The 17,613-nt window shown below is 69.6% G+C and carries 13 protein-coding genes; 8 read left to right on the top strand and 5 right to left on the bottom strand.

What is annotated here, in order from left to right:
• Positions 1–2: 2 nt before the first annotated feature.
• Both ABD927_RS04305 and ABD927_RS04300 read right to left on the bottom strand, forming a co-directional pair.
• Positions 3–3,215, bottom strand: a complete 3,213-nt coding sequence (locus ABD927_RS04305) for an efflux RND transporter permease subunit (RefSeq protein ID WP_345246683.1) — start codon at positions 3,213–3,215, stop codon at positions 3–5.
• 409 nt (positions 3,216–3,624) lie between these two features.
• Positions 3,625–4,554 carry a LysR substrate-binding domain-containing protein gene (locus tag ABD927_RS04300; RefSeq protein ID WP_345246681.1) on the bottom strand — a complete coding sequence of 310 codons (930 nt, stop codon included), beginning with the start codon at positions 4,552–4,554 and terminating at the stop codon, positions 3,625–3,627.
• 105 nt (positions 4,555–4,659) lie between these two features.
• Here ABD927_RS04300 and ABD927_RS04295 point away from each other — a divergent pair, with 105 nt between their 5' ends.
• Positions 4,660–5,790, top strand: a complete 1,131-nt coding sequence (locus tag ABD927_RS04295; RefSeq protein ID WP_345246679.1) for a mandelate racemase/muconate lactonizing enzyme family protein — start codon at positions 4,660–4,662, stop codon at positions 5,788–5,790.
• Between the two features lie 23 nt (positions 5,791–5,813).
• The gene (locus tag ABD927_RS04290) at positions 5,814–6,878 is read left to right on the top strand and encodes a Bug family tripartite tricarboxylate transporter substrate binding protein (protein WP_345246677.1); all 1,065 of its coding nucleotides are present in this window, start codon (positions 5,814–5,816) and stop codon (positions 6,876–6,878) included.
• A gap of 5 nt (positions 6,879–6,883) precedes the next feature.
• Here the strand turns inward: ABD927_RS04290 and ABD927_RS04285 are convergent, their stop codons facing one another.
• A complete protein-coding gene (locus tag ABD927_RS04285) occupies positions 6,884–7,078 on the bottom strand; it encodes a ribbon-helix-helix protein, CopG family (RefSeq protein WP_345246675.1) in 195 nt (64 codons plus the stop codon).
• A 34-nt stretch (positions 7,079–7,112) separates the two neighbouring features.
• Positions 7,113–7,871, bottom strand: coding sequence for a YoaK family protein (locus ABD927_RS04280; RefSeq protein WP_345246673.1), 759 nt, complete (start codon positions 7,869–7,871; stop codon positions 7,113–7,115).
• A 109-nt stretch (positions 7,872–7,980) separates the two neighbouring features.
• Between ABD927_RS04280 and hyfB the strand changes: the two genes are divergently transcribed.
• From hyfB to ABD927_RS04250, 6 genes are all read left to right on the top strand, one after another.
• Positions 7,981–9,993: a hydrogenase 4 subunit B gene (gene hyfB / locus ABD927_RS04275; protein WP_345246671.1), complete on the top strand. Its 2,013-nt coding sequence runs from the start codon at positions 7,981–7,983 to the stop codon at positions 9,991–9,993.
• Positions 9,987–10,937, top strand: a complete 951-nt coding sequence (locus tag ABD927_RS04270; protein ID WP_345246669.1) for a respiratory chain complex I subunit 1 family protein — start codon at positions 9,987–9,989, stop codon at positions 10,935–10,937. Before hyfB ends, ABD927_RS04270 begins: the two co-directional genes overlap by 7 nt.
• Before the next feature lie 9 nt (positions 10,938–10,946).
• The gene (locus tag ABD927_RS04265; RefSeq protein WP_345246667.1) at positions 10,947–11,606 is read left to right on the top strand and encodes a formate hydrogenlyase; all 660 of its coding nucleotides are present in this window, start codon (positions 10,947–10,949) and stop codon (positions 11,604–11,606) included.
• A 191-nt stretch (positions 11,607–11,797) separates the two neighbouring features.
• The gene (locus ABD927_RS04260; RefSeq protein ID WP_345246665.1) at positions 11,798–13,252 is read left to right on the top strand and encodes a hydrogenase 4 subunit F; all 1,455 of its coding nucleotides are present in this window, start codon (positions 11,798–11,800) and stop codon (positions 13,250–13,252) included.
• Between the two features lie 4 nt (positions 13,253–13,256).
• Positions 13,257–14,834 (top strand): hydrogenase large subunit, encoded by a 1,578-nt coding sequence (locus tag ABD927_RS04255; RefSeq protein WP_425570175.1) that lies wholly within the window; start codon positions 13,257–13,259, stop codon positions 14,832–14,834.
• Positions 14,834–15,367 (top strand): NADH-quinone oxidoreductase subunit B family protein, encoded by a 534-nt coding sequence (locus tag ABD927_RS04250; protein ID WP_345246661.1) that lies wholly within the window; start codon positions 14,834–14,836, stop codon positions 15,365–15,367. The genes ABD927_RS04255 and ABD927_RS04250 overlap by 1 nt, the downstream gene beginning before the upstream one ends.
• Here ABD927_RS04250 and ABD927_RS04245 read toward each other — a convergent pair.
• A complete protein-coding gene (locus tag ABD927_RS04245) occupies positions 15,364–17,382 on the bottom strand; it encodes a sensor histidine kinase (protein WP_345246659.1) in 2,019 nt (672 codons plus the stop codon). The genes ABD927_RS04250 and ABD927_RS04245 overlap by 4 nt on opposite strands.
• Positions 17,383–17,613 lie beyond the last annotated feature (231 nt).

Raw genomic sequence — 17,613 nt, 5'->3', positions numbered from 1 at the left:
GTTCAGCTCTCCAGGGACGACGCGCGGCGGAGGTTGGCGGAACGGGCCGCCGCGCGCCGCGCCAGCCGTTCATGGACGCCGGCGTACACCACCGGCACGAAGAAAAGCGTGGAAACCGTGGCGAACAGCAGGCCGCCGATCACCGCGCGGCCGAGCGGCGCGTTCTGTTCGGCGCCTTCGCCCAGGCCCAGGGCCATCGGAATCATGCCGATGATCATCGCCAGCGCGGTCATCAGCACCGGGCGGATGCGGGTGGAGCCCGCCTCCAGCGCGGCCGACAGGATGGGCATCGCTTCCTCGCGCCGCTGACGGGCGAACGATACCAGCAGAATACTGTTGGCGGTGGCCACCCCCATGGTCATGATGGCGCCGGTAAGCGCCGGCACGCTGAGCGTGGTGCCGGTGATGAACAGCATCCAGGCGATGCCGGCCAGCGCGGCGGGCAGCGCCGCGATCACGATCAGCGCGTCGATCCACGATTGGAAGTTGACCACGATCAGCAGGTAGACCAGCACGATGGCCATCGCCAGCCCGACGCCCAGGCCGATGAACGAGGCCTTCATCGTCTGCACCTGGCCGCGCACGACCAGGCGGCTGCCGCGCGGCAGCTTCGATTGCATGGCGTCGACCCTGTCCTGCACCTGCGAGGCGACGCTGGCCAGGTCGGTGCCCTGCACGCTGACGTAGATGTCGACCGCCGGCTGGATGTTGTAGCGCGACAGCACTGCGGGCTGGGCGGCGGGCGCGACGCTGACCAGGTTGCCGAGCAGCTGCGGCGGGCTGCCGGCGGTGGCGGCGGCCGCCGCGCCGGAGGCGGCCACCGGCAGGTTCATCATGGCGTCGAGCGAATCGATGCGGTATTGCGGCGCCTGCACCGCCACCCGGTACGAGATGCCGTTGCGCGGATTGAGCCAGAAGCCGGGCGAGGTCTGCGAACTGCCCGACAGCGCGATCAGCACGTTCTGCGTCACGTTGGACGCGTTCAGTCCCACCTGCTGCAGGCGGGTGCGGTCCATCGTCATCGCCAGCACCGGCTGGTTCATGCGCTGGTGCACGTGGGTATCGACCGCGCCGGGAATTTCGCGGATCGATTTCGCCAGCTCGCCGGCCAGTCCGGCGTTGGCCTGCAGATTGTTGCCGGTGAACTGGACGTCGATCGCCGCCGGCAGCCCGAAGTTCAGGATCTGGGTGACGATGTCGGCCGGCTGGAAGAAGAATTCGACGCCTGGATAGCGCTTGGGCAGTTCGGCCCGCAGCAGCGAGATGAATTCCTCGGTGGGGCGGTGCCCTTCGCGCAGCGCCATCTGGATCTCGCCGTCGAGCGTGCCGATGGTGCCGGCGTTGCTGAACGACAGGTTGATGCCGCTGTTGGGAACGCCCAGATTGTCGAGGATGGTTTCCAGCTGGTCGGCCGGGATCAGCTGGCGGATGGTGGCCTCGACCTGGTCGGCCAGGCGCGCGGTTTCCTCGATCCGGGTGCCGGTGGGCGCCCGCATGTGCAGCCGGATCAGGCCGGCGTCGACGTTGGGGAAGAAGTCGCGCCCGAGGAAGGGATAGAGCGCACAGGACAGCACGCAAAAGCCGAAGAAGACCAGCCCGAAGGCCCGGCGCTGCGCCAGCAGGGCCGACAAGGCCAGCGTGTAGGCGCGCCGCGCCCGCTCGAAGCGCTGGTCGAAGGCGCGGTACAGGCGCTGCAGCGGGCCGCGCTTGGCATCCGGGTCGGCGTGGGCCTGCGCCGGACCCATCAGCAGCATGACCAGCGTGGGCACCAGGGTCCGCGACAGGATGTAGGAGGCCGCCATCGCGAACACGACGGCCTCGGCCAGCGGCACGAACAGGAATTTCGCCACGCCGGACAGAAAGAACATCGGCACGAACACGATGCAGATGCACAGCGTGGAGACGAAGGCGGCCACGCCGATTTCGTTGGCGCCCTCGAGGATGGCCTGGTTCAGTCCGGTGCCCAGGTGCAGGTGGCGCTCGATGTTCTCGATCGTGACGATGGCCTGGTCGACCAGGATGCCCACCGACAGCGCCAGGCCGCCGAGCGTCATCAGGTTCAGCGTCTCGCCCAGCATGTTCAGCGCCAGGATCGAGGCCAGGATCGACAGCGGGATGGTCAGGCCGATGATCAGCGTGCTGCGCCAGTTGCCCAGGAACAGCAGCACCATCGCCGCGGTCAGCGCCGCGGCGATCAGCGCTTCCACCACCACGCCCTTGACCGCCGCCTTGACGAACAGCGACTGGTCGAACAGCGGGGTGACCTTGATGTCCTGCGGCAGGATCTGCAGCACGCGGGGCAGCAGCTCGCGGATGCCGGCCACGATGTCGAGCGTGGAGGCGCTGCCATTCTTCAGTACCGACAGCAGCACGCCGTGCGCGCCGTTCTGGCGCACGATATTGGTTTGCGGCGAATAGCCGTCGCGCACGAAGGCGACGTCGTGCAGGTAGATCGTGCCGCCGCCAGGCGTGGTGCGGATCGGTATGTTGTTGAGCCCGGCGATGCTGTCGGGCGAGCCGTTGAGCTTGACCGAATATTCGGTGGCGCCGAGCTTGGCGGTGCCCGAGGGCAGGATCAGGTTCTGCGCATTGACGGCGGTGACCACGTCGGTGGGCGACAGGCCGTGCGCCTGCAGCGCCTGCATGTCGATGTCGACCGACACCAGCCGGTTGCGGCCGCCGTAGGGGCCGGGCACCGCGGTGCCCGGCACGGTGATCAGCTGCGGCCGCAGCACGTTGAGCGCGGCGTCGAACAGCGACTGCTCGGGCAGCGTCGCGCTCGACAGGCCGAGCTGGATGACCGGGATGCTGGAGGCCGAGTAGTTGATGATCAGCGGCGGGGTGATGCCGGGCGGCAGCTGGCGCACCATGGGCTGTTCGGCCGCCACCACCTGCGAGATCGCGGTCTGCAGGTTGGCCGTGGGCTGGAAGAACACCTTGATGACCGTCACGCCGTCGAGCGACTGCGACTCGATGTGCTCGATGTCGTTGACGGTGGTGGTGATGCTGCGCTCGTTGGCGGCGGCGATGCGCTGGCCCATTTCCTCGGCCGACAGGCCGGTGTAGGTCCAGATGACGCTGACCACCGGGATGTTGATCTCCGGAAAGATATCGGTGGCCATCCGCGACAGCGTGAACGGCGTCGCCAGCACGATAAGCAGTGCCATGACGATGAACGTATAGGGACGGCGCAGCGCCAGCTGGACGAAGGACACGGTTCTACTTCCGCCTGGGAATGAGCGAGATCATGCTGGGTGGGAAAGACGCATTCGGTGGGTGGGGAGCCGGGGGAGATACGCAGCGTATGCTGCACTGCAAAATAGATCCTTGGCTTACGGCCGGACGGTCCGGTCCGGCAAGCTCGGGGGCGCGGGGAGGGCCGGCGGACGGGCGTCGGGAATGCGGCGGTCTGTCACGGGGATTTCAGCTTCATGTCAGAAATTGCGGGCAACCCGGCAGGATCGCCGGCCGATAGCGAACATAGCGGTTTTGTACTGAATGTAACCTGATAGTCCGGCATGGCGCTATCGTGGTTTTCGCCATCTCCATATAACCGACAGGCCGTCTCGGTGCGCTGCAGCAAGGGTTGGCCGCGGCCACGGCATGCGCGCGGGGTGTCGCGTTTCAGCCGGCGGCGCGCATGCGGGCGCGTTCGATTTCGGTCCGCGTCCAGCGCGGCGCCACCATGCCGATGAAGTCGATCATGAAGCCGCGCAGGAACTGGTCGCGGCGAACGGTGATCCAGGCGGTGGAGGGCGGAAACAGATGGCCCGCCATCACCATGCCGAGGGCGGTGTCGCGCGCGGCGTCGAAGGCCATGGTCTGGATCACGGCGATGCCCAGGCCGGCCGCCACGTAGTCTTTCACCAGCCCGGCGTCGGTGGTGCGCAGCGTGATGCGCGGGAAGATGCCGGCGGCGTCGAAGGCCTTGCGCACCACCGCGCCGGTGTCGAGCTGGTTGTCGTACATGATCAGCCGGTTCTGCGCGAGCTGCGCCAGGCTCGGCCGGCGCTTTTTCAGGATCGCGTGGCCGCGCGGCGCGATGATGCAGCGGTGGATGGCGTAGGCCTCGAAGCGCACCACGTTGCGCGGCAGTTCGGCCGGCAGCGTGCTGACGCCGACGTCGACCATGCCGCGCGATACCCAGTCGGCCACCTCGGCCGGCGTGCCCTGGGCCATGGTCAGGCTCACTTCGGGATAGGCCTCGACGAAGCGGCGGGCAACGTCGACCAGCGCGTGGCGGGCCTGCAGATTGGTGGTGCCGACCCGCAGCAGGCCGGTGCCGGCGTTGCGCTTGTCGCCCGCGGCCAGCTTGATGTTGCGCACGTCCTGCAGGATTTGCAGCGCGAAGCCGAGCACCTGCTGGCCTTCCTCGGTGATGGCGGCGATGCGCGGCCCCAGCCGCATCAGCAGCTGCACGCCGAGCTCGTCTTCCAGGCCGCGGATCATCCGCGTGATGGCCGGCTGCGAGGTGTGCAGCACGCGCGCCGCACGCGACAGGTTCAGGCCCTGGTTGACGACTTCGCAGAAGCAGCGCAATTGCTGGAGCGTCATGCCTATATCACCCTGGATATCATGCGATCAAATAATATGATTATAGATACATGGTGCTTCGGGGCTACGATTTTGCGGTCGTCATTCCATGCAGCCTGGAGCATCATGAAAATCACCGAGGTCAAGGCGTTCGCGCTGTCGGCGCCGCTGACGGGCATGCCCCGCCGCGGCATGGGCCAGCCCGTGAAGAAAGACGCCGTCATCGTGCGTGTGCGTACCGAAGACGGCGTGGTCGGCTACGGCCATGCGCACGATTCGCTGAACCCGATCGCGGTGGCCGAACTGGTCAATGCCAATCTCGCGCCTATCGTCCAGGGCGCCGATGCGATGGCGGTGGAAGACATCTGGCAGGCCGTCTACCGGCGCCAGGGCCAGACCCACACGCCCGGCAACGCGCTGTACACCGCGCAGAGCGGCGTCGACATGGCGCTGTGGGACGTGCGCGGCAAGGCGCTGGGCATGCCGGTCTACCGGTTGCTGGGCGGCTCGCGGCGCAAGATCCGCGCCTACGTGGGCGGCGCCTCGTTCGGCTACAAGCCGGTCCAGCAACTGGTCGAAGAAGCGCAGCGCTACGCGGCGCAGGGCTATACCGCGCTCAAGCTGCGGCTGGGCGACACGGTGGAAAACGACGTGCGCCGCCTGGAAGCCGTGCGGCAGGCGATCGACCCGGCGGTCGACATCATGGTCGACATCAATACCCGCTACGACAGGCTCCAGCTGCAGCGCGCGCTGCCGGCGCTGGAGGCCTGCAAGGTGCTGTGGGTGGAAGAGCCGTTCCCGCCCGACGCGATCGGCGATACCGCGCTGTTCAACGCCCGCACCCGCATTCCGTTCGCCGCCGGCGAGAATCACTACCTGCGCTACCAGGCGCGCGAGCTGCTGGAAACCGGCGCGGTCGACATCATCCAGAGCGATCCCAGCAAATGCGGCGGCATCACCGAATGTAAGAAGATCGCCGACATGGCCTCGGCCTTCCGCCGCGCCTTCGCGCCGCATAACTCGACCAGCGGCGTGGTCGGCGCCGCCTGCGTGCACCTGTTGTGCGCGGTGCCGCACGGCCTGTTCTACGAGGCCGATCTGTCGCCGGTCAATCCCTTCCGCGACGACCTGGCGCCGGGCGCGCCCAAGGTGGTCGACGGCTATATCGAGCCCAGCGAACTGCCGGGGCTGGGCATCGAGGTGGACGAATCCCTGTTCGACAAATACCCGGGCCTCAGCGGGCCTAGCGTGACCTGAGGCCGCGCCGGGCCGTGCCGGACATGAACAACAGACCAGACGAGGAGACCGACGTGAGCGAAGTGATCATTCCCCGCGGCGAAGCCCATGCGCCGCGCGCATCCCGCCGGCGCCGCCAGGCGCCGGCCCTGCGCCTGGCGCTGGCCTGCGCCAGCGCGGCCGCGGGCCTGAGCGTCGCCGGCGCCCACGCCGCCGGCGACGCCTATCCCTCGCACGCGGTGCGCGTGATCGTGCCCTACGTGCCGGGCGGCGCCTCCGACATCATGGCGCGCACCATCGTCACCGGCGCGGTGGCCGACCTCGGCCAGACCGCGGTGGTGGAGAACAAGCCGGGCGGCAACGCGATGATCGGCTCGCGCCAGGTGGCGCGCTCCGATCCCGACGGCTACACGCTGCTGGTGGTCGACGCCGCCTTCACCATCGGCCCCAGCGTGCAGACCGACCTGCCGTACGACCCGGTCAAGGATTTCGCGCCGGTCACGATGCTGGCCACCACCTCGCCCATCCTGGTGGTGCATCCGTCGGTGCCGGTGCATTCGGTCAAGGAGTTGATCGCGTATTCCAAGACCGGCAAACTCAGCTACGGCACCACCGGCGTCGGCACCAACGCCCACCTGGCGTTCGCGCAGATGAAGCTGGCCACCGGCATGGACGGCATCCACGTGCCCTACAAGGGCGGCAATGCGCAGGTCAACGCGGTGCTGTCGGGCGAGGTGTCGATGGCGCTGGCGCTGCCGGCCAGCATCGTGCCGCAAGTCCAGGCCGGCAAGGTGCGCGCGCTGGCGGTGGCCAGCCCGAAGCGCCTGGCCGTGCTGCCCGACGTGCCGACCTTGCAGGAACTGGGCGTGCCGGTGGTGGTGCAGTCGTTCTACGGGCTGGTGGCGCCGGCCGGCACCCCCAGGGCGGTCATCGACAAGCTGCACGACGCCAGCGTGCGGCAGCTGAAGTCGCCCGAGTGGGCGGCGCGGCTGAAGGAATTGCAGTTCCAGCCGGTGGGCGACACGCCGGCGCAGTTCGGCCAGTTCATCTCAAGCGAAGTGCAGAAGTGGTCGGGCGTGGTGAAGAGGGCGGGGGTGAAGCTGGAGTAGGGTGCTCAGGCCCGGCTGCGTGGCCGCGGGCGGATCGGGGTCTGGCTCTGGTAGCTGACGCCGTGCTGCGCCAGGTATTCGCGGATCATCTGCCGCACCACCTGCGAGGGCGTGAGGTCTTGCGTGGCGCAGAGTTCCTCGAAGGCTTTTTTTTTGTGCGGGTCGATCAGCACCGTGAGCCGGGCGTTCCTGGTTTCCATGGCGGGCACGCCTCCTGCGGATATGTTAATCAAATTATAATTTATACGGTCTTCGCCCACGCAGATCGTCCAGCACCGGCAGGATGGCCAGCGTTACCAGCAGGCCGGCCAGCGGCACGGTGGCCGAGTAGCCCACGTGCTTGAATCCCGTGGCGCCGGCCACGCCGCCCAGGAAGAACATCGCCAGCATCGACCCGTGCACCCGCAGTTTCCTGCGGTTGGCCAGCACACAGGGCTGGGCCGGGTCCATCCGCGACGAATTCCAGTAGAACAGCTTGCCCAGTTCGATGCCGAGGTCGGTCACGATGCCCGTCATGTGGGTGGTGCGGATCTCGGCGTTCGATATCTTGGTGATGATCGCGTTCTGCAGCCCCATGATGAAGCACAGCAGCACGACCGTGGCCGACACCGACATGGCGTGATGCAACGCCAGGCGGCTGCCGAGCAGGCCGAAGCACAGCAGCAGCGCGGCTTCCAGCAACAGCGGCAGCGCGTACTGGCTTTGCAGCCGCTTGCGCCGGCCCCAGTTGATCAGCACCGCCGAGCAGGCCGCGCCCAGCATGAACGACAGCAGCGAACCGAATCCCGCCAGGGCCAGCGTCAGGTCGCCCAGCGCCAGCTGGTCGGCGATGGCCGACACGACGCCGCTCATGTGCGAGGTGTACTGGCGCACGGCCAGGAAGCCGCCGGCGTTGGCCGCGCCGGCCACGAAGGCGAGCGCGAAGCCGACCTGCACGTTGGCGTCGGTACTGCGCTGGCTGCTGGTGAGTTTGCGGAGGAATAGGGCGGGCATCGAGCGAACCTGCCCGAATAAACGCGTAGGATGATAACATCATTATCATCTGCTTCTAACCGCGGCCGCACGCCGCGCGGGGCGGGATCGAGGGCTTGGGGGCACACCGATGGGGCGGTTCCTGGTGATCGATGGCATGTTGCTGGTGGTCGCCGGCTGGCTGGCCGTGGCCATCGCCGGCCTGTGCCTGCTGCGCCGTACCGGCGCCGTCGCCCGCCTGCTGTTCCCGGCCGGCGCCGCGCTGGGCCTGGCGCTGTGCGGGCTGGCGCTGTGGGGCCTGGCCGCCGGCCCGCAGGAGGCCGTGCTGCCGCTGGGGCTGCCGGCGCTGCCTTTCCACCTGCGGGTCGACGGCCTGTCGGCCTATTTCCTGTTCGTGCTGGGGGCGGTGGCGGCCGGCGTGGGCGCCTTCGCCGCCGGCTATTTCGCCAAGGGCGAGGGCGCGCCGCCGGGGCTGATCGCCTTCGAATACCACGCCTGCCTGGCCGGCATGGCGTTGGCTCTGCTGGCCGACGACGCCTACCTGTTCATGGTCGCGTGGGAAGTCACGGCGCTGTCGGCCACTTTCCTGGTCACCACCAACCACCGCCTGGCCGAGATCCGCCGCGCCGGCTTCGTCTACCTGGCGATTTCGCACATGGGCGCGCTGGCGCTGCTGCTGTGCTTCGGGCTGCTGCAGGCCAACACCGGCGACTACACTTTCGCCAACATGCGCCAGCAGCAATTGCAGGGCGCCGGCGCCGCGGCGGCGTTCTTCCTGGGACTGTTCGCGTTCGGCGGCAAGGCCGGGCTGGTGCCGCTGCACGTCTGGCTGCCCGAGGCCCATCCGGCCGCGCCGTCGCCGGTGTCGGCGCTGATGAGCGGCTTCATCCTCAAGCTGGGCGTCTACGGCATGCTGCGCCTGGTGTTCGACCTGCTGCACGCGCAGCTGTGGTGGTGGGGCGCGGCCACGCTGGCGCTGGGCCTGTTCACCGCCGTGCTGGGCGTGGTGTTCAGCGCCGTGCAGACCGACATGAAACGCCTGCTGGCGTATTCCTCCATCGACAACATCGGGCTGATGTTCGCCAGCCTGGGGCTGGCCATCCTGTTCCGCGCCTACGGCATGGCCGAACTGGCGGCGCTGGCGCTGACCGCGCTGCTGTACCAGGTGGCCAGCCACGCCGCGTTCAAGAGCCTGCTGTTCATCGGCACCGGCTCGGTGCTGCACGCCACCGGCGAGCGCAACCTGGGCCACCTGGGCGGGCTGATCCGCTTCATGCCGTGGACCGCCTGGGCCGCGCTGGTGGGCGCTCTGGCCAGCGCCGGCCTGCCGCCGCTGTCGGGTTTCGTGTCGGAATGGCTGCTGCTGCAGAGCTTCCTGTTCACCACCGGGCTGCCCGATCCCTTCCTGACCATGCTGGTGCCGCTGGTGGCCGCGCTGATCGCGCTGGTGGCGGCGCTGGCCGGCTACACCATGGTCAAGTTCTTCGGCATCATCTTCCTCGGCCAGCCGCGCGAGGAAAAACTGCGCGAGGCCGAAGACGCCAGCGGCTGGGAACGCGCCGGCTTCGCCTGGTTCGCGGCGATCTGCGTGCTGCTGGGGCTGCTGCCGGTACAGTTCGTGGCGCTGCTCGACCGCGTCACGCGCTTCCTGGTCGACGCCGGCATCGGCCCCACGGTGGCCGCCAACGGCTGGCTGCTGCTGGCGCCCACCAGCACCGGCCGCGCCAGCTACATGCCGCTGGTGTTCCTGCTGTTCCTGGCCGCCTGCTGCGGCGCCGCCTCGCTGCTGGTGCGGCGCTTCTACCATGGGCGGATCCGGCGCGCCGCGCCTTGGGGCTGCGGCCTGCCGGCGCTGACGCCGCGCATGCAGGACACCGCCGAAGGTTTCGGCCAGCCGATCCGCGAAATCTTTTCGCCTTTCTTCCAGGTGGAGCGGCAGCTGCCGTCGCCGTCCGACCGCGCGCCGGCGTACCGGGTGTCCGTGCATGACCGCAGCTGGGCACTGGTGTACCACCCGCTGGTGCGGCTCACCCGGCGCGTGGCGGAGCTGGCCGGGCTGCTGCAGCGCGGGCGCATCGGCGCCTATCTGCTGCACAGCTTCCTGGTGCTGATGGCCTTGCTGCTGCTGGTGCGCAGATGGTGACGCTGTCGGGCGTCCTGGCCCAGGCGCTGGAGGTGGTGCTGGCCCTGGCCGCCGCGCCGCTGCTCAAGGGCTGGGTCGACAAATGCCGCGCCTGGCTGCAGAACCGCGGCGCGCCCAGCATCTGGCAGCCCTACCGGATGCTGCACAAGCTGTTCAACAAGGAATCGGTGGTGGCCGCCCAGGCCAGCCAGGTGTTCCGCGGCGCGCCCTACCTGGTGTGGGCCTGCATGGCGCTGGCCTGCGGCATCGTGCCCACCCTGTCGACCGACCTGCCGCTGACCCCGGCGGCCGACGCCATCGCGCTGGTGGGCTTGTTCGCGCTGGCCCGGGTGGCGCTGTCGCTGGCGGCGATGGACATCGGCACCGCCTTCGGCACGCTCGGCGCCCGGCGCGAGATGCTGGTGGGCTTCCTGGCGGAACCGGCGCTGCTGATGGTGCTGTTCTCGGCTTCGCTGATCACGCAGTCGACCCTGCTGGCCAGCATCGTGGGCACGCTCAGCCACCGCGAACTGGCCATCTACCCGGGGCTGGCCTTCGCCGGCATCGCCTTCACGATGGTGTCGCTGGCCGAGAACGCCCGGCTGCCGGTCGACAACCCGGCCACCCACCTGGAGCTGACGATGATCCACGAGGCGTTGATGCTGGAGTACTCGGGCCGCCACCTGGCGCTGATGGAGTGGGCCGCCAGCCTCAAGCTGTTCGCCTATTCCTGCATCGGCGTGGCGCTGTTCCTGCCGTGGGGCATCGCGCAGGCCGGCAATCCGGCGGCGCTGCTCTTGGCGGTGCCGGCGCTGTTCGTCAAGCTGATGGCGGGCGGCGCGGCGCTGGCCTTCATCGAGACGGTCAACGCCAAGATGCGCATCTTCCGAGTGCCCGAGTTCCTGATGATGGCCTTCCTGCTGGCGGTGATCGGGATGCTGGTCCACTTCCTGCTGGCGCGCTAGGGAGGCACGGTGCACCACCTGGCCTCGCAACTGATCGGTTTCCTGGCGGCGGTCATGCTGCTGCTGTCTTTCGCCATGCTCAGCCAGCGGCGGGTGCTGTCGCTGATCCACCTGTACACGCTGCAGGGCCTGACGCTGGTGCTGGCCAATCTGGTGCTGGGCTTCGTCACCGGCGATACGGAGCTGTACGTGTCGGCCGGGCTGACGCTGCTGCTCAAGGTGTTCGTCATTCCGTGGATCCTGTACAAGCTGGTGCGCCGGCTCAAGGTGGAGGCCGACGTGGAGCCGCTGTTGAACATCGCCTCCACGCTGCTGCTGGGCATCGTGCTGGTGATCGTGGCCTTCAACGTGTCGCTGCCGATCAGCCTGCTGTCGTCGTCCGCGGCGCGCGGCACGCTGGGCATCGCGCTGGCCTGCGTGCTGCTGTCGTTCATGATGCTGATCACGCGCGCGCGGGCGATCGCGCAGGTGATCGGCTTCCTGTCGATGGAGAACGCGCTGTTCTTCGCGGCGGCCGCGGCCACCAGCGGCATGCCGATGATCATCGAGCTGGGCATCGGGCTCGACGTGCTGGTCGGCATCCTGATCCTGGGCGTGTTCATGTTCCAGATCCGCGAGCAGTTCGACAGTCTCGACATCCGCCATTTGGAAAAATTAAAAGATGAATAGTCTGGGCTCCCCCCTACGCGCTGCGCGCGCCTCCCAGGGGGCGATGCGGGCGGACCGGAAGGGGAGCCCACTCCCGCGCGGCCTGTGGCCGCACCCCCTCAAGGGGGCGATGCGGGCGGACCGGCGGAGCCGGATCCGCCGCATCCTGGATCTCCGGGTTCTTGCGGCGCGTGGCGCTATGGGGGGCTAAGGTGTCTGCGCTGTTGTTCGTGCTTGGCATTCCGTTGTTCGCCGGCGCCTGCCTGGCGCTGATGGGGCATCGCGAGGGGGCGCCCGAGGTCAACGCGGCGTTCAGTTTCCTGACGTTCTGCGCGGCGCTGCTGCTGGCGGCGCAGACGATGGCGCACGGGCCGGCGTTCGCGCTGGGCAAGCTGGTCTTCGTGGATGCGCTCAACGTGTTCCTGGTGACGCTGACGGCGTTCGTGGGCTGGACCACGTCGCTGTTTTCGCGGCCGTACATGCGGGTCGAGCGCGACCGGGGCAAGATGACGCAGGCGCGGATGCGGCTGTATCACAGCATGTACCAGGTGTTCATCTTCGCGATGCTGCTGGCGCTGCTGACCAACAACCTGGGCATCCTGTGGGTGGCGATGGAGGCCGCCACGCTGTCGACCGTGCTGCTGGTGGGGGTGTACCGCACGGCCGCCAGCCTGGAGGCGGCGTGGAAGTATTTCATCCTGTGCGGGGTGGGCATCGCGCAGGCGCTGTTCGGCACCATCCTGCTGTACCTGGCGGCCGAGCGGCAGCTGGGCGGCGGCGCCGACGCGCTGCTGTGGACCAACCTGGACGAGATCAAGACCCTGCTGGACCCGACCATCGTCTCGCTGGCCTTCGTGTTCCTGCTGGTGGGCTACGGCACCAAGATCGGCCTGGTGCCGCTGCACAACTGGCTGCCCGACGCCCACGCCGAAGGGCCGACGCCGATCTCGGCGGTGCTGTCGGGGCTGCTGCTCAACGTCGCGCTGTACGCCGTCCTGCGCTGCAAGGTGCTGGCCGACGGCGCGCTGCGCGACGGCCTGCCGGGCCAGCTCCTGGTGGGCTTCGGGCTGGCCTCGGTGCTGGTGGCGTCGTTCTCGCTGTTCAGGCAGAGGGACGTGAAGCGGCTGTTCTCGTATTCGTCGATCGAGCACATGGGGCTGATGACCTTCGCCTTCGGCCTGGGCGACCCCGCCGCCACCTTCGCCGGGCTGCTGCACATGACCGTGCATTCGCTGGTGAAGTCGGCCATCTTCTTCGCCGTCGGCCATGCCGCGCAGAAGACCGGCACCCAGATGATGGACGGCATCCGCGGCCTGCTGCGCATCAGCCCCACCGTGGGCTGGGGCATGATGCTGGGCGCGCTGGCGATCGTCGGCATGCCGCCGTTCGGCGTGTTCACCAGCGAATTCCTGATCCTGACCACCACCATGCGCGTGCTGCCGTGGGCCAGCCCGGTGCTGCTGCTGGCGCTCGGGGTGGCGTTCGCGGCGATCTTCATGCGGGTGCAGGAAATGGTGCTGGGCGATACCACCGCGCGCCGGCTGGAGCACGCGCCCGCCTTGCTGCCGGTCTTCGTGCACCTGGCGCTGGCCCTGGCGCTGGGGCTTTACGTGCCGCCTTACCTGGCCCAGTGGTACCGGCAGGCGGCGGCGATGATAGCGGGGTAGCGCGATGCGGATGGCCGAACTGGAGCTCGAAGGCGTCGATGCGCTGCCCGCGCGCGGCGGGGCGGCGCCCGCGGCCGCCGTGGCGCGTGTCGACCGCGCCGGCTGGGACGGCGTGGCCCGCCGGGTGCGCGCGGCCGGCGGCTGGCTGGTGGCGCTGTGGGGCCGGCGGGCGGCGGCCGGGCAGGGCGCGGCCGTCTCGGCCGCCTATGCGCTGGACGATGGCCTGCTGTGGGCGGAATTGCCGCTGGCCGCGGGCGAGGGCTACCCGGACCTGGGCGAAGCCTTCCCCTGCGCGGTGCGCATGCAGCGCGCCGCCTTCGACCTGCTCGGCGTGCGGGCCGAAGGCGCCTGCGATACGCGCCCTTGGCTGAACCATGGCCACTGGCCGCAGGACTGGCATCCGCTGGCGCAGCCGGTGCCGGCCCAGGCTTCGCTGCTGCCGCCGCCGGCGGACGCCGGCGGCGAGCGGCCCTATCCCTTCGTGCAGGTGGCCGGCGACGGCGTCCACGAGATCGCCGTCGGCCCCATCCACGCCGGCGTGATCGAGCCCGGGCACTTCCGCTTTTCGGTGGTGGGCGAGAAGGTCCTGCGGCTGGAGGAACGGCTCGGCTATACCCACAAGGGCACCGAATTCCTGCTCGAACGCACGCCGCCGCTGCTCGGCCACCGGCTGGCCGGGCGCGTGTCGGGCGACAGCACGGTGGCGTTCGCCTGGGCCTATTGCATGGCGCTGGAAACCGCGCTCGGCGCACCCGTGCCGCCGCGCGCGCAATGGCTGCGCGCCCTGATGCTGGAACGCGAACGGGTCGCCAACCACCTGGGCGACCTCGGCGCGCTGGGCAACGATGCCGGCTTCGCCGCCGGGCTGGCGCAATTCTCGCTGCTTAAGGAACAGTGGCTGCGGCTGCACTCCGATGTGTTCGGCCACCGCTACCTGATGGACCGCGTGGTGCCGGGCGGCGTCGCGGCCGAGCTGGCGCCGTCGGGCGTCGCGGCGCTGGCCGCGCAGTGCGGGCGGGTCGAGCATGAAGTGCGGCTGCTGCAGTCCATCTACGATGAACACGCCGGCATGCAGGACCGGTTCGCCGGCACCGGCACGGTGGCGCGCGGGCTGGCCGAACACTTCGGGCTGTGCGGACCGGCGGCGCGCGCCAGCGGCCTGCGGCGCGACCTGCGCGTCGACCAGCCTTGCGCGCCCTACGACGCGCTGCGGCCGCGCTGCGCCGGCCACACGGCGGGCGACGTGGCCGCCCGCGTGGCGGTCCGCTTTGCCGAAACCTTCGAATCGCTGCGGCTGATCCGCGCCATGCTGGAGACGCTGCCCGCCGGGCCGGTGACGGCCCGGCCCCCCGCGCGCGGCGCCGGGCCGGCGCGCGGGGTGGGCAGGGTGGAGGGATGGCGCGGCGAGGTGTTCGTGGCGCTGGAGCTGGACGCCGACGGCGCCCTCGCGCGCTGCCATTGCCACGACCCGTCGTGGCAGAACTGGCCGGCGCTGGAACATGCGATCATCGGCAACATCGTGGCCGACTTCCCGCTGATCAACAAATCGTTCAACCTGAGCTATTCCGGACACGATGCGTGATGTGGAAACTGCTTAAACAGATCGCCCGCACCGGCATCCCCACCGAGCCCGCGCCGCCCGGCGGCGAGGCGTGGCGCGCCGCCGGCGCCGGCCTGCAGCAGGAGATCCTCGACATCCTCGGGCGCGCGCTGTGCATCCGGCAGGTCGACGCCGGCTCCTGCAACGCCTGCGAGCTCGAGGTCAACGCCTTGAGCAATCCCTACTACAACATCGAAGGCCTGGGCATCAGGTTCGTGGCCAGCCCGCGCCATGCCGACATGCTGCTGGTAACCGGCCCCGTCACGCTGAACATGCGCGACGCGCTGCGGCGCGCCTTCGAGGCCACGCCGGCGCCGCGGCTGGTGGTGGCGGCCGGCGAATGCGCCTGCACGGGCGGCCTGTTCGCGGGCAGCTATGCGGTATGCGGGCCGGTGTCGAGCCTGCTGCCGGTCGACGTGACGATTCCGGGATGCCCGCCGACGCCGCTGGAACTGCTGCAAGGCATCCTGGCCGCGCTGCGCGCGCGGCCGGAATTGGCAGCGCGCCGGGACTAGCCGGATGCGGCTTCCAGCGTGAGCGCCAGGATCGTGGCGTCGTCGGCGGACGTGACCGAGACTTCCCCGCCCAGGCTGCGCGCGATGCGGCGCGCGATGTAAAGGCCCAGCCCGCCGTCGTCTTCCGGCACGGCTTCGGCGCGGGCGCCGCCGCTGGCGACGATCTCGAAGCGCAGGCGCCAGGCGGCGCCAGCCGGTTCGGCCGTCACTCGCAAATGGCCTGCGCCGCCGGATTGCAGCCTTGTCGCATGCGCAAGCAGGTTCAGCAGGGCCCGCTGCAGCCGGCGGCCGTCCAGCGCCAGCCTGCCCGGCAGCCTATGCGGGTGTTCGTACGAGAACCGGCTGTTCTGCTGCAGCGCGAGCAGCGACGCGTACTGCGCGATGTCGCGCAGCCATTCGTCCAGGTCGAGCGGCTGCGGCGGGCTGGCGTCGGGCCGCAGTTCGCCGCGCGTGTATTCCAGCAGTTCGCCGATCAGGTTCAGCTGGTATTCGGCGCTGCGCTCGATGGCCCGCACCGGCGCGGCCAGCGCCGGTTCCAGGTTCTTGCCCAGCAGCCGCGCGTAGCCGATGATCGTGGCCAGAGGCGCCCGCAGGTCGTGGCCGATGTAGGCCAGCATCCGCGTCTGCTGCCGGTGGATGTCGTCGGCCTCGCGCAACGCGCTGCCCAGTTTGCGCTTGCGGCGCTCCACCTCCTGCTGCAGCCGCCGCTTGGTTTCGTCGCGCGCCGCCGCCAGCGCCATTTCGGTGGCCTTGTGGTCGCGCCCGACGTCGCCCAGCCAGGCCACGAAAACGGTCAGCAGCGCGATCAGCGTGGTCAGTTCGTACAAGGGGTTGGACGAGGTGCCCAGGCCGCCGAGGAATAGCAGCCCATGGTCTTCCAGCACCCGTTGCAAGGCGCCGGCCAGCAGCAGTCCGAGCGCCAGCGTGACCGACAGCCGCCACCGCGCCAGCTGCGCGCGCAGGCGCACGGCCGCGGCAATCAGGCTTGCCATCTGCAGCAGCGCCATGTAGCCGGCCGCCTGCGCGGCGATCCGCACGTCGCCGAACAGGGCCGCGCCGGCCACGATCGCGTTGGCGCAGGCCAGGGCGGCGAACCAGCGCGGCCAGGGCAGGGCGATCCCGCCCGCGGCCAGCAGCCGGTGCAGGTAGGCCAGCAGCACGATGTGGCTCAGCGAAGCCAATAGCGGCGGCCCGCGCCAGGCCAGCGACGATCCGGGCGGCCACAGGTGCAGCCGCGCGATGCCGCGGTACGACGCCTCGTACAGCGCGAAGGACATGAAGCACAGGCCTTGCAGCAGGAACAGTCCCTGGCGCGACAGCAGGCCCATCGTCAGCCCGTAGGCCGCCATCGCCAGCAGGCCGCCCAGCAGCAGGCCGTTGCGCAGCGTGATGCCGGCCTCGCGCCGCGAGAAGGCATCGGGCGCGGACAGCCGGGGCGTGAGCTGGATCGACAATTCGCTGCGCACCCGGATGAAGATGCGCACGCGTTCTGCCGGTGCCAGGCCGAAGGCGAGCACGGGGTGCGGCGCGTGGCGGACGCCGCCGTCGGCGCCGGGGCGGGCGATGCCGTCGCCGGCCAGGTCGTCGTCGGCGGCCGGGCGCGTTTCGTTGCCGGCATCCCGGTTGCGCACGCGGGCCATATCGAAGCGGACCAGCGAGCGTACGCCGCCGCGTTCGACGTAGAAATCCACCTGCCGCAGGCGGGGCGAGCCGAGGTCCAGCACGAAGCGCATCTCCTCGCTCGCGCAGTTGGCCATTTCCAGGCGCAGCCACCATGCCGAGCGCGAGTAGGCCGGCCGCAGCCGCTCGGCGTCGGCCGGCTCGAAGCCGCCGGCGCCGTCCGGCAGCGCGGCGATGTCGTCGATGTCCAGGCGGGCGGCGCGGTCTTCGAACACCTGGGCATCGGCCGTCAGCCACCGTTCGGCGGGCTGCGGCAAGGTCAGGCACAGCGGCGCGGCGCCGGCCGCGCATGGCCATCCGAGCAGCCAAGCAGCCGCGCAGGCTGCCGCCCACATCCCTGGCGATCCGCGGTGCGCCGCCGTGGCGCGCGCGACCGCCGCGGCCCACGCGGCACGAAGCATCGACAAGCAACGAGCTGCGGACATGAAAAAGGCCAGGACGTTGGAAAAGCGCCATCGTAAAGCAGACCGGCGGGCGGCCCAAGCGCACGGACCGGGGCCGGACGTTAGTGTGCGCTCGCATGAATGTCCCGATACGAAGCCGGACTTACCGAGTGATGCAAGGAG

The sequence above is a fragment of the Pigmentiphaga soli genome (genome assembly GCF_039541095.1).
GTDB lineage: Bacteria > Pseudomonadota > Gammaproteobacteria > Burkholderiales > Burkholderiaceae_B > Pigmentiphaga > Pigmentiphaga soli.
Note: the sequence above shows the minus strand (reverse complement) of the source record. Positions and strands in the feature narration are given on the sequence as shown.